Source organism: Streptomyces sp. NPDC031225 (assembly GCF_055570355.1).
Genome location: NZ_JBVIHJ010000028.1, coordinates 93,917 through 107,874 on the forward strand (window position 1 = coordinate 93,917; position 13,958 = coordinate 107,874).

General features: G+C 70.8%; 11 protein-coding genes and 3 tRNA genes. 8 read left to right on the forward strand and 6 right to left on the reverse strand.

All coding sequences use genetic code 11. From position 1 onward, the window contains the following. Positions 1-208: 208 nt before the first annotated feature. The 3 genes from purL to purS are packed head-to-tail and all read right to left on the reverse strand — an operon-like array spanning position 209 to position 3,404. Positions 209-2,467 carry a phosphoribosylformylglycinamidine synthase subunit PurL gene (purL, locus tag ACZ48Z_RS36785; RefSeq protein ID WP_468740256.1) on the reverse strand — a complete coding sequence of 753 codons (2,259 nt, stop codon included), beginning with the start codon at positions 2,465-2,467 and terminating at the stop codon, positions 209-211. Next, positions 2,464-3,144 carry a phosphoribosylformylglycinamidine synthase subunit PurQ gene (gene purQ / locus ACZ48Z_RS36790; RefSeq protein ID WP_468740257.1) on the reverse strand — a complete coding sequence of 227 codons (681 nt, stop codon included), beginning with the start codon at positions 3,142-3,144 and terminating at the stop codon, positions 2,464-2,466. The genes purL and purQ overlap by 4 nt, the downstream gene beginning before the upstream one ends. Continuing rightward, complete coding sequence (purS, locus tag ACZ48Z_RS36795) at positions 3,141-3,404, reverse strand: phosphoribosylformylglycinamidine synthase subunit PurS (protein ID WP_356026239.1); 264 nt, start codon at positions 3,402-3,404, stop codon at positions 3,141-3,143. The genes purQ and purS overlap by 4 nt, the downstream gene beginning before the upstream one ends. 269 nt (positions 3,405-3,673) lie before the next feature. Here purS and ACZ48Z_RS36800 point away from each other — a divergent pair, with 269 nt between their 5' ends. From ACZ48Z_RS36800 to ACZ48Z_RS36835, 8 genes are all read left to right on the forward strand, one after another. Next, on the forward strand, positions 3,674-3,991 hold the full coding sequence (locus ACZ48Z_RS36800; RefSeq protein WP_389099915.1) for a histone-like nucleoid-structuring protein Lsr2: 318 nt from the start codon (positions 3,674-3,676) through the stop codon (positions 3,989-3,991). A 325-nt stretch (positions 3,992-4,316) separates the two neighbouring features. Next, a tRNA-Gly gene (locus tag ACZ48Z_RS36805) sits at positions 4,317-4,388 on the forward strand. A gap of 97 nt (positions 4,389-4,485) precedes the next feature. Beyond that, positions 4,486-4,561, forward strand: a tRNA-Gly gene (locus ACZ48Z_RS36810). 137 nt (positions 4,562-4,698) lie between these two features. Next, positions 4,699-5,640: an ABC transporter ATP-binding protein gene (locus ACZ48Z_RS36815; protein WP_468740258.1), complete on the forward strand. Its 942-nt coding sequence runs from the start codon at positions 4,699-4,701 to the stop codon at positions 5,638-5,640. Next, positions 5,637-6,446 carry an ABC transporter permease gene (locus ACZ48Z_RS36820; protein ID WP_468740259.1) on the forward strand — a complete coding sequence of 270 codons (810 nt, stop codon included), beginning with the start codon at positions 5,637-5,639 and terminating at the stop codon, positions 6,444-6,446. Before ACZ48Z_RS36815 ends, ACZ48Z_RS36820 begins: the two co-directional genes overlap by 4 nt. 20 nt (positions 6,447-6,466) lie before the next feature. Continuing rightward, positions 6,467-7,702 carry a sensor histidine kinase gene (locus ACZ48Z_RS36825; protein WP_468740260.1) on the forward strand — a complete coding sequence of 412 codons (1,236 nt, stop codon included), beginning with the start codon at positions 6,467-6,469 and terminating at the stop codon, positions 7,700-7,702. Between the two features lie 265 nt (positions 7,703-7,967). Further along, a complete protein-coding gene (locus tag ACZ48Z_RS36830) occupies positions 7,968-8,576 on the forward strand; it encodes a response regulator (protein ID WP_468740261.1) in 609 nt (202 codons plus the stop codon). A gap of 22 nt (positions 8,577-8,598) precedes the next feature. Beyond that, positions 8,599-8,674, forward strand: a tRNA-Gly gene (locus ACZ48Z_RS36835). Positions 8,675-8,710: 36 nt separating this feature from the next. On the opposite strand, the gene ACZ48Z_RS36840 is transcribed toward ACZ48Z_RS36835, so the two are convergent. The 3 genes from ACZ48Z_RS36840 to ACZ48Z_RS36850 all read right to left on the reverse strand — a co-directional run bounded on the left by ACZ48Z_RS36840 (position 8,711) and on the right by ACZ48Z_RS36850 (position 13,875). Next, entirely contained in the window at positions 8,711-9,610 is a 900-nt protein-coding gene (locus tag ACZ48Z_RS36840; protein ID WP_468740262.1) for a phosphoribosylaminoimidazolesuccinocarboxamide synthase, read from the reverse strand. Positions 9,611-9,715: 105 nt separating this feature from the next. Continuing rightward, positions 9,716-11,230 carry a N,N-dimethylformamidase beta subunit family domain-containing protein gene (locus tag ACZ48Z_RS36845; protein ID WP_468740263.1) on the reverse strand — a complete coding sequence of 505 codons (1,515 nt, stop codon included), beginning with the start codon at positions 11,228-11,230 and terminating at the stop codon, positions 9,716-9,718. Positions 11,231-11,595: 365 nt separating this feature from the next. After that, positions 11,596-13,875: a M48 family metalloprotease gene (locus ACZ48Z_RS36850; RefSeq protein WP_468740264.1), complete on the reverse strand. Its 2,280-nt coding sequence runs from the start codon at positions 13,873-13,875 to the stop codon at positions 11,596-11,598. Between the last annotated feature and the right edge of the window lie 83 nt (positions 13,876-13,958).

The window sequence follows — 13,958 nt, forward strand, 5'->3', positions numbered from 1 at the left end:
GGGGGGCTCCCGCACCGGCCCGTGTGCACGCCGCTCGGCCGCTCACGGTCCGGCCCGGACCGGGGCTGATGGCCCTGTCGGCGCCGCGGATGCCCAAGTCCGGTGCCGCGCTCGGTGGTTCGGAGTCGGCGCGGCAAGCGGGGAGGTATGGCGAAGGCCCCGTCCGTCGGTGTGACGGGCGGGGCCTTCGGGGTCGTACGGCTGCCGGTTACTTGAGCAGTGCCGGGATCGTCTCCTCGTGCGCGACCCGCAGTTCCTCCAGCGCCAGCTCGAACTCGCCCTGGAGCTCGACCGAATCGCCGTCGACGACACCGATGCGGGTGACGGGCAGGCCCCGTGCGCCGCACATGTCGTTGAAGCGGAGCTCCTCGGAACGCGGGACCGCCACCACCGCGCGGCCCGCCGACTCCGAGAAGAGCAGCGTGAACGCGTCCAGACCGTCCGGGACGATCAGGCGGGCGCCCTTGCCGCCGAGCAGCGCCGACTCCACGACCGCCTGGATCAGGCCGCCGTCGGAGAGGTCGTGCGCGGAGTCGATCATGCCGTCCCGGCTGGCGGAGATCAGGATCTCGGCCAGCAGGCGCTCGCGCTCCAGGTCGACCTTCGGGGGCAGACCGCCGAGGTGGTCGTGGATCACCTGGGACCAGGCCGAGCCGCCGAACTCCTCACGCGTGTCGCCGAGGAGGTACAGCAGCTGGCCCTCCTCCTGGAAGGCGACCGGCGTGCGGCGGGCGACGTCGTCGATGACGCCCAGGACCGCGACGACGGGGGTCGGGTGGATGGCCACGTCGCCCGTCTGGTTGTAGAGCGAGACGTTGCCGCCGGTGACCGGGGTGCCCAACTGCTGGCAGGCGTCGGCGAGTCCGCGGATGGCCTCCGCGAACTGCCACATCACCGCCGGGTCCTCGGGCGAGCCGAAGTTCAGGCAGTCGGAGACGGCGAGCGGCTTGGCGCCGGTGGTCGCCACGTTGCGGTAGGCCTCGGACAGCGCCAACTGGGCGCCCGCGTACGGGTCCAGCTTGGCGTAGCGGCCGTTGCCGTCCGTCGCGATCGCGACACCGAGGCCGGTCTCCTCGTCGATGCGGATCATGCCGGAGTCCTCCGGCTGGGCCAGCACCGTGTTGCCCTGCACGAAGTGGTCGTACTGGGACGTGATCCACTTCTTGGAGGCCTGGTTGGGGGACGACACCAGCTTCAGGACCTGGTCCTTCAGCTCGGCCGAACTCCCGGGCCGGGCAAGCTTGTTGGCGTCGTCCGCCTGGAGGGCGTCCTGCCACTCGGGGCGGGCGTAGGGGCGCTCGTAGACCGGGCCGTCGTGCGCGACCGTGCGCGGGTCGACGTCGACGATCTTGCCGCCGTGCCAGTAGATCTCCAGCCGGTCGCCGTCGGTGACCTCACCGATGACGGTGGCGATGACGTCCCACTTGTCGCAGATCTCCAGGAACCGGTCGACCTTCGACGGCTCGACCACCGCGCACATGCGTTCCTGCGACTCGCTCATGAGGATTTCCTCGGGCGAGAGCGTGGAGTCGCGCAGCGGTACGTCGTCCAGCGTCACCCGCATGCCGCCGGAGCCGTTCGACGCCAGCTCGGACGTGGCGCAGGACAGGCCCGCCGCACCGAGGTCCTGGATGCCGACGACCAGCTTCTCCTTGAACGCCTCCAGGGTGCACTCGATGAGGAGCTTCTCCTGGAAGGGGTCGCCGACCTGGACCGCGGGACGCTTCGACGGCTTGGTGTCGTCGAAGGTCTCGGACGCCAGGATGGACGCGCCACCGATGCCGTCGCCGCCCGTACGGGCTCCGTACAGGATGACCTTGTTGCCCGAGCCGGACGCCTTCGCGAGGTGGATGTCCTCGTGCCGCATCACACCGATGGCACCGGCATTGACCAGCGGGTTGCCCTGGTAGCAGGCGTCGAAGACGACCTCGCCGCCGATGTTGGGGAGCCCGAGGCAGTTGCCGTAGCCGCCGATGCCCGCCACCACACCCGGCAGCACGCGCTTGGTGTCCGGGTGGTCGGCGGCACCGAACCGCAGCGGGTCCACGACCGCCACCGGACGGGCGCCCATCGCGATGATGTCGCGGACGATGCCGCCGACACCGGTGGCCGCGCCCTGGTAGGGCTCGACGTACGACGGGTGGTTGTGCGACTCGACCTTGAAGGTGACGGCGTAGCCCTGGCCGACGTCCACCACGCCCGCGTTCTCGCCGATACCGACGAGCAGCGCGTCGCTCTGCGGGGCCTTCTCGCCGAACTGGCGCAGGTGCACCTTGCTGCTCTTGTAGGAGCAGTGCTCGGACCACATGACGGAGTACATGGCGAGCTCGGCACCGGTGGGCCGGCGGCCGAGGATCTCCACGACCCGCTCGTACTCGTCCTTCTTCAGGCCGAGTTCGGCCCAGGGCAGCTCGACGTCGGGGGTCGCGGCCGCGTGCTCGACCGTGTCCAGAGGCGTCCGGCTCATGCGTTGACCAGCTTCTTGAGGATCGAGGTGAAGAACGGGAGGCCGTCGGTGCGGCCCGTGCCGATCAGCGGCTCGGTGGCGTGCTCCGGGTGCGGCATGAGGCCTACGACGTTCCCGGCCTCGTTGGTGATGCCGGCGATGTCGCGCAGCGAGCCGTTGGGGTTGACGTCCAGGTAGCGGAAGACGACCCGCCCCTCGGCCTCCAGCTTGTCGAGCGTGTACTCGTCGGCGACGTACCGGCCGTCCATGTTCTTCAGCGGGATGTGGATCTCCTGGCCGGACGCGTAGTCGACGGTCCAGGCGGTGTCCGCGTTCTCCACCCGCAGCTTCTGGTCGCGGCAGATGAAGTGGAGGTGGTCGTTGCCGAGCATCCCGCCGGGAAGCAAGTGGGCCTCGGTGAGGATCTGGAAGCCGTTGCAGATACCGAGGACCGGAAGTCCTGCCCTGGCCTGCTCGATGACCGTCTCCATCACCGGCGAGAAGCGGGAGATGGCACCGGCCCGCAGATAGTCGCCGTAGGAGAAACCACCGGGAAGGACGACCGCGTCGACCTGGTGAAGGTCCTTGTCCTTGTGCCAGAGGGCGACCGGCTCGGCGCCCGCGAGGCGGATCGCGCGCTGGGTGTCCCGGTCGTCGAGGCTGCCGGGGAAAGTGACGACGCCAATACGAGCGGTCACTTCGCGGCCTCCGCGACTTCCTCCACCTTGACGGTGAAGTCCTCGATCACGGTGTTGGCGAGGAAGGATTCCGCAAGATCGTGGATGCGGGCGAGCACGGCCTCGTCGACCGGTCCGTCAACTTCCAGTTCGAATCGCTTTCCCTGACGTACGTCGGAGATGCCGTCGAAACCCAGTCGCGGCAGTGCACGCTGCACCGCCTGGCCCTGGGGGTCGAGGATCTCCGGCTTGAGCATGACGTCGACTACGACGCGTGCCACTGGCACTCCCGGTGGTGTGGTGCTGAGCAGGTTCCTTCAGACTACCCGCACAAAATTTCTACGCGCGTTGAGTTGTAGGAATCTACGTGACGGTCATCACGGTCCGGCACGAAGGCGGACGTCGACGAAAATTTCCGGGAAAGATCTCGGATCGACACCCGATACCTATTGCGCTCGGACACGCGGAAGGATTTAGTCGAGCTTCACAATGCATTGTCGGGCACTGTACAAATGAATTGGCAACGTGCCGTACGAAGGGACCGATATTCGTGGCGCAGAAGGTCGTGGTCACTCTCTCTGACGACATCGACGGCTCGGAAGCGGCGGAAACGATCGCCTTCGGACTCGACGGCAAGTCGTACGAGATCGACCTGAATCAATCCAATGCCGAGAAACTGCGTAAGGCGCTTGAGCCGTACGTGGAGGCCGGCCGTAAGCGGTCCAGGTCGGGCAAGGCGTACAAGCAGACCGAGGTCGCTCCCGACCCGGCGGCGGTCCGGGCCTGGGCCCAGGCCAACAAGATGGACGTCCCCGCCCGCGGACGCATCCCCAAGAAGGTCTACGAGGCGTTCGCCGAGGCCCAGTGAGCCGAGGGCCGGGGAGTCCCGGCCCTGGAGTCCCGGCTCTGGAGGCCTGGCTCTGGAGCCCCGGTCCTTGGCGTCTCGGCTTTGAGCGTCCCGGCTCTGAGCGCCCTGGGTTTTGCGCGTCCTGGGTTTGAGGGGTTCCGCCCTGTGCCGTGGCTCCGAGGGCCCGGTCTCCCGGGCGCGGGGGCGTGAACGTGCCCTGTGCGCTGGGCCGACGCCGGGTCACCCGCCCCTCGGGACAACCGACTTGCGTTGCACCCCACCTGGTCAGCTAGAGTCTGGAGCACGCCGAGGGGCGAGGCCGAAAGGCCCAGCTCACGGAGTACACGCGGGTGTAGTTCAGTAGTAGAACATCCCCCTTCCAGGGGGAAGGCGCAGTGTGCAATTCCTGTCACCCGCTCTGCACCGTCGATCGGATCACTCCGGGGGCATCCCCTCCGGAGAGGATCAGGTAGGCTGGTGTTCGCGCCGATCGGTGAAAGCCGGTCGGAGGCAATGCGGACGTAGCTCAGTTGGTAGAGCGCAACCTTGCCAAGGTTGAGGTCGCCAGTTCGAACCTGGTCGTCCGCTCCACAGAGAAGACCCCGGTCATCACGACCGGGGTCTTTTCATGTCCGCCCCCCATGTCCACCACTCCGTCTGACATTTGTCATACGGAGTGGTGACACCACGCACTGCTGCCGCACCCGGTCCGCCGGGACGCTGAGTTCATGAACACCGACGAACACGAACACGTGATTGAGGTCACCGGCCTACGGCGTGTGTACGGGGGCGGGTTCGAGGCGGTGCGCGGAATCGGGTTCTCCGTGGCCCGCGGAGAGATCTTCGCCCTGCTCGGCACCAATGGCGCCGGCAAGACCTCCACCGTGGAACTGCTGGAGGGGCTCGCCCCGCCCACCGACGGGCGGATCCGCGTCCTCGGACACGATCCGTACGCCGAGCGGGCCGCCGTACGCCCCCGCACCGGGGTGATGCTCCAGGAGGGCGGTTTCCCGTCCGAGCTGACGGTCGGCGAGACCGCGCGGATGTGGGCGAGCTGCGTCAGCGGGGCCCGGCCGCCGCTGGAGGTGCTGGAACTGGTCGGGCTCGCCCGGCGGACCGGCGTACGGGTCAAGCAGCTGTCCGGTGGCGAGCGGCGCCGCCTGGACCTGGCCCTCGCGCTGCTCGGCGACCCCGAGGTGCTGTTCCTCGACGAGCCGACCACCGGGCTGGATGCCCAAGGGCGCCGGGACACCTGGGAGTTGGTGCGGGACCTGCGCGACCGCGGCACGACCGTGCTGCTCACCACGCACTACCTGGAAGAGGCCGAGGAGCTCGCCGACCGGCTGGCCATCCTCCACGAGGGGCGCATCGCCGCCACCGGGACGACCGCCGAGGTGACGGCCGGGCAGCCGTCCCGGATCTCCTTCCGGCTGCCGGACAGCTACCACCTCGGCGATCTCCCGCCGCTCGACGCGCTGGGCGTGTGCGGGCACGAGATCGACGGGCGGGTCGTACGGCTGCGGACACGGGAGCTTCAGCGGGCGGCCACCGGGCTGCTGGTGTGGGCCGATGCGGCCCGGGTCGAGTTGCACGGTCTCGACGTGCGGTCGGCGTCCCTGGAGGAGGCGTTCCTCGGGATCGCACAGGACGAGAAGGAGCGGGTGGCATGAGCGCGATCGGGAGTGCGGCGGCGAGCGCCACGGAGCGTGCGACCACCACACCGGCGGGACGCGTCGCCGCGCTCGGACGGGCCGAACTGACACTGTTCCTGCGGAGCAAGGGCATGATCCTCTCCGCGGTGTTCCTGCCGCTGGTGCTGCCCTTCAGCCTGCGGGCCGGCATGCAGGACGTCGACCTTAAGGACGCGGGGCTCAGCCTCGGAGACCTGCTGATTCCCGGAGCCGTCGGGTTCTCCCTGCTCTTCGCCGTCTACATGGCCCTGATCGGTGTGTTCGTCGGGCGGCGCGAGGAACTCGTCCTCAAGCGGCTGCGCACCGGGGAACTGCGGGACGGCGAGATCATGGCGGGGGCGGCCCTGCCCGCGACCGTCACGAGCCTCCTGCAGTGCGTGCTCCTCTCCGTCGGCTGCTCCGTACTGCTGGACATGGCCGCACCGAAGGCGCCCCTTCTCGCCGTCCTCGGTGTGCTCCTCGGCCTGCTGATGAGCGCGGCCCTCGCCGCACTGACCGCGAGCTTCACCCGGACCGTGGAGAGCGCTCAGGTCACCGGCCTGCCGCTGGTGATCATCACGATGATGGGCTCAGGGGTCGCCGTCCCGCGGGAACTCCTGCCCGACCGGCTCGCCTCGGTGTGCGAACTGCTGCCGCTCAGCCCGGTGATCACCCTGGTGCGCGGCGGCTGGAGCGGCGACCTCTCCGCCTACGAGGCGCTGGGAGCGGTACTGACGGCGCTGGCCTGGATCGCGCCGGCCGTGTTTGCTGTGCAGCGGTGGTTCCGCTGGGAGCCCCGGCGCTGAACGGTACGGGGGGCAGGGGAATGCGTGGTTCGGGTGGCTGGTGGCGGAGCAAGAGCACGCCGGCGAAGGTGGAGACGTACACGCGCTGGTCGTTCCACTTCTTCGCGCTGATCGAGGTCGTGGCGATCGGGCTGCCGGTCGTCGGGCAGATGACCGGCTCGCTGGGGGTCTGGCTGCTCCTGCTGGTCACCGCGCACTCCGCGGTCTGCGCGGTGACCGCGTCCCGGGCGCTCGACTGGACCCGGGGCCGGCGCGAGCAGCCGGTGCGGATGCTGTGGGTGCTCGGCGCGGTGACCGTGCTCGTCGCCTCCGTGGCGATCGGGATCGCCGAGCGCGGACCGCGCGGCGACGACGTCGACACCGCCGCGGGCTCGGTCTTCGCGGGGGTGCTGGTCTTCGGGGCCGGCACCGGCGTGCTGGCCATCCGCAGGCGCCGCAGGGCGGTCGCGTCGGTGTGCGGCTTCGCCGGAGGCGCCGCGCTCGGCGGGTTCCCGCTCGGCATGGCCCTTCCCGCCTCGCTGGCCGTCGGGTTCGCGGTGCTCCTCGGCGCCGCCTTCCTCGCCTCCACCTCCGTCTTCTCCGTGTGGCTCCTCAACGCCGTCTACGAACTCGACGCCGCCCGCGAGACCCGTGCCCGGCTCGCCGTTGCCGAGGAACGGCTGCGGTTCGGGCGGGACCTGCACGACGTGGTGGGCCGGAACCTGGCCGTGATCGCGCTGAAGAGCGAGCTGGCCGTGCAGCTGACGCGACGCGGGCGGGACGAGGCCGTGGACCAGATGACCGAGGTGCAGCGGATCGCGCAGGAGACACAGCGCGAGGTGCGAGACGTCGTACGGGGATACCGGGAGGCCGACCTCAGGGCCGAACTCGCGGGAGCGCAAGGGGTGTTGACTGCCGCCGGCATCGACTGCGAGGTCACCGGGGAGCCGGCCGGGCTGCCCGCCCAGGTGCAGTCCGCGCTCGGCTGGGTGGTGCGGGAGGCCACCACGAACGTCCTGCGGCACGGCGACCCCAAGCGGTGCACGGTGACCGTGCTCACACAGGAGGAGCGGGTGGTGCTGACCGTCGAGAACGACGGGGCGCTGCGGGCCTCGGCCACCGGCGGCTCCGGACTCGCCGGACTGCGGGAACGGCTCGCGGCCGTGGCCGGGACGCTGGAGGCGGGTCGGGTGCACGAAGGTGTGTTCCGGCTGGTGGCGGAGGTGCCGCTGGCGGAGGGGGTGCCGCTGGAGGCGGGGGAGGCGGTGGGCTCGTGACAGGCTCCGGCGATGAGGGAGGCGGTGGTCTCGTGACGGGTTCCGGTGACGAGCAAGGTGGCAGTCCCGGTGACGAGGGAGGTGGCGGTGTGAGGGCTCCTGGCGGCGATGGGGCTGGTGGTGCGGTCAGGGCCGCTTCGGGTAGCGGCGGAGGTGCTGTCGTGACGGCCTCCGGTAGTTCGGGAGGAAGCGCTGTGACCGTGCGGGTGGCGATGGAGGTGGTGGTGGCGTGACGGCTGCTTCGGGTAGCGGCGGAGGTGGTCCCGTGACCGTGCGGGTGCTGCTCGCCGACGACGAGCATCTGATCCGGGGCGCGCTCGCCGCGTTGCTCTCGCTGGAGGACGACCTCGCGATCGTCGCGGAGGCGGCGACCGGCCCCGAAGCGCTGGCGATGGCCCGGGCGCACGAGCCCGACGTCGCCGTACTCGATCTTCAGATGCCCGGCGCGGACGGTGTGAAGGTCGCCACATCCCTGCGCACGGAACTGCCGTCGTGCAAGGTGCTGATCGTGACCAGCCACGGTCGGCCCGGGCATCTCAAGCGGTCCCTGGAGGCCGGTGTGCGGGGGTTCGTCCCGAAGACCGTGAGCGCGCAGAAACTCGCCGAGATCATCCGCACGGTGTACGCGGGAAACCGTTACGTCGACCCCGAGTTGGCCGCCGACGCGATCTCCGCCGGGGACTCACCGCTGACCGCGCGGGAGGCCGAGGTGCTGGAACTCGCCGCCGACGGGGCGCCCGTCGCGGAGATCGCGGAACGCGCCGCGCTGTCGCAGGGAACCGTCCGGAACTACCTGTCGTCGGCGGTCTCCAAGCTCGGTGCCGAGAACCGGCACACGGCAGTGCGTCTCGCACGGGAACGAGGTTGGGTATAGTGGTTCTCGCGCCACGGCGCATGCGAACGTAGCTCAGTTGGTAGAGCGCAACCTTGCCAAGGTTGAGGTCGCGAGTTCGAACCTCGTCGTTCGCTCCACTGCAAAGGCCCCCGGTCACCCGGGGGCCTTTCGCGTTACGACCAGCTCAGGCCCGTCAGACGCTCGTACGCCTCCACGTACTTGGCGCGGGTCGCGTCCACGACCTCCTGCGGCAGCGGCGGAGGAGGCTGCTCACTCCTGCGGTCCCAGCCGGACTCCGCCGAGGTCAGCCAGTCGCGCACGAACTGCTTGTCGTACGACGGCTGCGCGTGCCCCGGCTCCCACCGGTCGGCCGGCCAGAAGCGGGAGGAGTCCGGGGTGAGGACCTCGTCCGCGATGACCAGGGTGTCCCCGTCGAAGCCGAACTCGAACTTGGTGTCCGCGAGGATGATCCCGCGGTCCTTCGCGATGTCCCGGCCGCGGGAGTAGACGGCGAGGGTCGCCTGGCGCAGCTGGGCGGCGGTGTCCGCTCCGACCTGGCGGGCGACCTCCTCGTAGGAGACGTTCTCGTCGTGCTCGCCGACGGCCGCCTTGGTGGCCGGGGTGAAGATCGGGGCCGGGAGCTCGCTGCCGTCGACCAGGCCCTCGGGCAGGGCGAGGCCGCAGACCGTGCGGGACTCGTCGTACTCCAGCAGGCCGGAGCCGGTGAGGTACCCGCGGGCGACGCACTCGACCGGCACCATCTGGAGCGACTTGCACACCATGGTGCGGCCCGCCCAGTCGGCGGGGGCGCCTTCCGGCACGTCGGTGCTCAGGACGTGGTTCGGCATCAGGTCGGCGATCTGGTCGAACCACCACAGCGACAGCTGGGTGAGGACGCGCCCCTTGTCGGGGATCTCCGTGGGCAGCACCCAGTCGTACGCCGACATACGGTCGCTGGCGACCATCACGAGGTCGCCCGCCTCGTTCTGGTACAGCTCGCGCACCTTGCCGGTGTGCAGGTGCACCAGACCCGGAACCTGGAGCGGCTCGGGCTTCTCTACGAATCCGGACACGGTTCCTCCCCGTGGTTATGTCCAACGGGTCGATTGTCCCGTATGGGGCGCTGACCTTGGACCTGGGGTGTGCGGATCGGGCGGAGGGGCTGCTGTCGAGCGGGTTCAGTCACGCTTGCAGATGCGGTCCAGGAGGTTGGCGGTGGCCCGTTGGACGCGGGTGTCGACATGGCCCGGCCGGTCCAGCGCCGGGGACCAGGCGAACGTGCCCGCCGCGAAGACCAGGGCGCCGGAGGGCGCGCGGTAGAGGGACGTCTCCTGGTGGCGGATGACGCCCTCGCTGTCGGCGTACGGCGAGTGGGCGAGCAGGATGCGGTCGTCGTGCTCGGGGAGCGGGGTGCGCGGGAAGTAGCGGTCCGCCTCGCCCGCCACCAGACCCGCGAGTTCGTCGCCGTCGTGCGCGCCGGTCGCGTCCCACAGCCAGTGACCGGCGTTGCGGACGATCAGGGGGTGCGGCTCGGGGACCCGCCCCGCGTACTGGATACCGACCAACTGCTGCTCGGGGCGGTCGACTTCGCGCCAGAGCACGGGCTTGCCAGGACCGCTGCGTTTGCGGCAGGTGAGCAGGCGGTCGGGGACACCGGACGGCGAGGGGCCCAACTCGACCTGCCAGTACATGGTGTTGGCGGACAGGAAGACCAGGGAGGTACCGCTGTCCCGGGCACGCTCGACCGTACGGCGCATGGCTGTGGACCAGTACTCGTCGTGGCCGGGGAAGACCAGGCCCCGGTAGCGGGCGGGGTCGAGGTGGCCGGCGTGCAGGTCGCGGGCGTCGGCATAGGCGAGGTCGTAGCCGTAGCGCTCGGCGAAGCGGATGAAGTCGTAGGCGTGACCGACGTGCAGCGGCAGGCCCGCGCCCGCGTACGGCCGGTCGAAGGAGACCGTGGTCGCGGCGTCGGCCTCGCCGAGGAGCCGGCCCTGTTCGTCCCAGGCGTGGTAGAGGCTCGCGCCCGTACGGCCGTCCTCGGGATAGAGGTTGTACGCCTGCCAGGTCACGTCGGGCAGGAGGAGCAGTAAGTCCGCGGGGTGGTTGTCGCGGACCGTGAAGGGGATGTGGGAGCGGTAGCCGTCGGCGGTGGTGAGGACGGCGACATACGCCCCGATGCTCCAGTACGACGGGATCTGCAGCCGCCAGGACAGCCACCAGTGGTGACAGGAGACCGTGCGGTCGGCGGTCAGCGGCGCGGGCTGGACGATGCCGGAGAGGCGCGGGCTCGTGGTGATCTTCGACGCGCCGTCGCCGCCGTAGTGGCCGATGCGGTAGATGTCGACGCCGAACTCCTGGGGCGGGTCGACGGTGATGTGGAAGTCGACGGCCTCGCCCGGGGCGACCGCGCCGGTGGACGTGAAGCCCTTGATCTGGCGGCGCACGTCGTCCGCGGAACGGGGGCCACCGCCGGGGGCGGTGCGCGGGGAGGGGACGCGCGGGGCGCCCTCCCTCGGGGTGTGGGCCGGGTCCTTCTCCACATACCAGGGGACGACCTGGCCGGTGTCGTCGAAGTACGTCTCGCTGCCGCGCAGCCAGGGGACGGGGCCCTGGCCGAAGGGGTCCGTCACGGCGTGCGCGAGTGCTCCCGACTCCCAGCGGCGGATGTGCTCCGGTTCCGGTCCTGGGCTCATGGTCGCTCCCCTCCCTCGTGCCCCCGTGGTCGGTTGTGCGCCGTCCGAATCTCGGAGTGGTCTCGGCGTGGTCACTGCGTGCGCGATTTCTGGTGCGGCTGTTCTGTTGCCTGTTCTGGTGCGTGTTCTGTCGCTGTCGTGCGCCTGTCCTATGGCGCGTGCCCTTGCCATGTGCGCGATCGGTCCCAGCACATCACATTGCGCACGCAGGCTGTCACTATTCGTTGCGGATTGGCCGAAAGTGGAATTGGGGGGTCCGCTACGGGGGCGCTCTGCGAGTGGTTCTGGGGAGGGGGCTGATCGGAGAGGGGACGACCGGGTGTGCGGGGCCCTCGGGTGGGAGAGGGTCGTCCGACAGGTGACCCTCAGACCAGGCGTACCGGCTTTTCGGGGCGTATCCCCGACTTGACCAGCCAGGCGCGCAGGGGGACCGGATCGCCGTCCTCCACGAGGCTGAGGACGCGGGGGGCGAGGTCCGCGGCACGCTCGCCGTTGATGAGGAGGGACGGGCCGTCGAGCCAGTCCAGGCCCGGGGCAGCCCCCGCGGTGTCGATCGCGGCACAGCAGACCATCGCGGTGACGTGGTCGGTGAGGAGTTCGCGGGCGGTGCGGGGCGGCTGGAGAGGGAAGAGGGGCAGGGCGGCGTCGTCCCACAGGGTGGTGTCGGAGGCCTTGCCGGCCGGGGGAGCTGCGGCTTCCTCGCGGGCGAGCTCGGCGGTGAGTGCCGCGGCCAGGGTCTCGGCTTCGCCGTCGGCCCTTGGGATGTCATCCGCATAGCCATCGCCCAAGTCGACTGCAGCGTCGGGGTGAGGGGCCGGGGCGGGGTCGTTCCGCGGGGTTGGTGTGGGGTCGGCCGCCGGGGTTGATGCAGGGTCCGCGGTGGTCTGCTCGGCTGGCGGAGCCTGTACGAGGTCTCCGGTTGCCCGATCGTCCTGCGGGGTGGGTGCGGGACCTGCGGCCGCCTGATCGGCCGGTGCAGGCGGTACAGGGTCTCCGGTCATACGACCGTCCGGCGGGGCCGGTGCGGGACCTGCGGTGGGTGGGTGATCGGCCGCCGGGGGCGGGGCGAGGCGTGCGGCCGCCAGGTCGTCCGACGCATCCAGTACGGGAGCTGCCGTCGTCTGCTCGGCCGGCGCGGTCGGTGAGGGGTCTCCGGTGGCCTGATCAGTCGGTGCGGTCGGCGTGGGCGCCGTGAGCGCCTGATCCTCCGGCAGGGCCGATACGGGCGCTGTGAGCGCCTGATCCTCCGACGAGGCCGCAGGTACTCCCGTCACCTGATCGTCGAGCTCGATCGGCACCAGATCTGTGGGAATGGAGGCCTGACGGCGCGTAGGTGTCGGTGCCGGGGGCTGTGTGGGCTGGGGGGTCGACAAGTGGTCGAGGACCCGGGAGAGCGTGGGGGCGTGGGATTCCGGGGGTGTGGATCCCGGGGTGCGGACGACGCCCTGGGCGTCGAGCACACGGTGGAGGCGGGCCGCGTCCAGGCGCCACTTCCGGTCGACGACCTCGTCCGGATACTCCTGCCAGTCCACGGGGGACCAGTCCGGGCCGGTCTCCGCCGGGCCGCCGTGGAAGAGGCGGGCGGCGAGCAGGGAGGCGGCCTCGTCCATCGCGCCGGGCTCTTCGAGCAGGTCGCACGCGGGGCGCTCACCCAGGCGGGAGGCGAACCCCTCGGCCAGGCGGTCACGGCGGGACAGCTCGGTGAGCGCGGCCACCACGCCCGCGTCCAGTCGGGACGGCCAGCGGCCCATCCGCCAGGCGGGGAGCGCGACCCGGGTCAGCAGACGGTCCCAGCCCGCGTACGCGAGGCCCACCTGTTCCTGGGCGACGATCCTGAGACCGTAGTCCACAGCCTGTGCACGCTCGGAGGCCGCGGCGGCGACACCGCGCTCCATCTGGGTCGCGTGCTCCCGGCAGCTGCGCAGGAGGAGCCGGGCCACCCAGGCGACGCCCGCACAGAGCACCCGGGTGAGCGGGCAGCGGCCGGAGGCCGAGCCGACGGCCACCGCCGCATCCAGGCCCCGTACGAAGCGGCGGGCCGCCGCTATGTCCGGGTGCGCCGACGGTCCCGTACCGGCGACGACCGGGGCGAGCACCGCGCGGAGTTCACCGACGCGCATCCACCACAGGAACGGAGAGCCGATCACCAGCACCGGCGCGGCCGGGACCCGGCGGTGTGGGCCGCGGGCACCCGCGATCTCGTCGTCAAGTCCCTCCTGCGGCGGCTGGCCGTTGGCGGGGTGGGTGCGGTCCTCCAACCAGCTGTCGCAGTCCGGGGTGAGCGCTATCGCGGACGGAGCCGGGACCTCCAGGCGGTCGGCGAGGTCGCGCACCATGCGGTACAGGTCGGGCGCGGACTCCTCAGCGATCGCGACCGTCGGGCTGACCGCCGGCCGGGCTCGGACCACGACCAGGGCGACGGCCCCGGCCGCGAGCAGTACGAGAGCTCCGAGAACGGTCATCACCGGCCGCGCGGTGTCCCAGAACCCGCCCACCAGATGACCGGTGGATCCTCCGGCGAGCAGCACCACGGCGATCGCCGCGGGCAGCAGCGCAACGGCCAGCGCACGGCTGCGGATGCGCAGCACGGCGAGGGCCCGGGAGCGCGCTGCCTGCGCGCCTGCCTCCACACCCATACCGGTCACGACCGGACCTCACCCCCTGCCTGCCGTCCTGAATGTCCAGCTGTCCTGGCGTTGCTCACTCCCCCACTGTGGCATCCACCACT

What these genes read in the sequence shown, in the direction of transcription:
- ACZ48Z_RS36845 (WP_468740263.1), bottom strand. Translation starts at nt 11,230, where the DNA reads ATGAGCCCAGGACCGGAACCGGAGCACATCCGCCGCTGGGAGTCGGGA.
- ACZ48Z_RS36820 (WP_468740259.1), top strand. Translation starts at nt 5,637, where the DNA reads ATGAGCGCGATCGGGAGTGCGGCGGCGAGCGCCACGGAGCGTGCGACC.
- purL (WP_468740256.1), bottom strand. Translation starts at nt 2,467, where the DNA reads ATGAGCCGGACGCCTCTGGACACGGTCGAGCACGCGGCCGCGACCCCC.
- ACZ48Z_RS36825 (WP_468740260.1), top strand. Translation starts at nt 6,467, where the DNA reads ATGCGTGGTTCGGGTGGCTGGTGGCGGAGCAAGAGCACGCCGGCGAAG.
- ACZ48Z_RS36815 (WP_468740258.1), top strand. Translation starts at nt 4,699, where the DNA reads ATGAACACCGACGAACACGAACACGTGATTGAGGTCACCGGCCTACGG.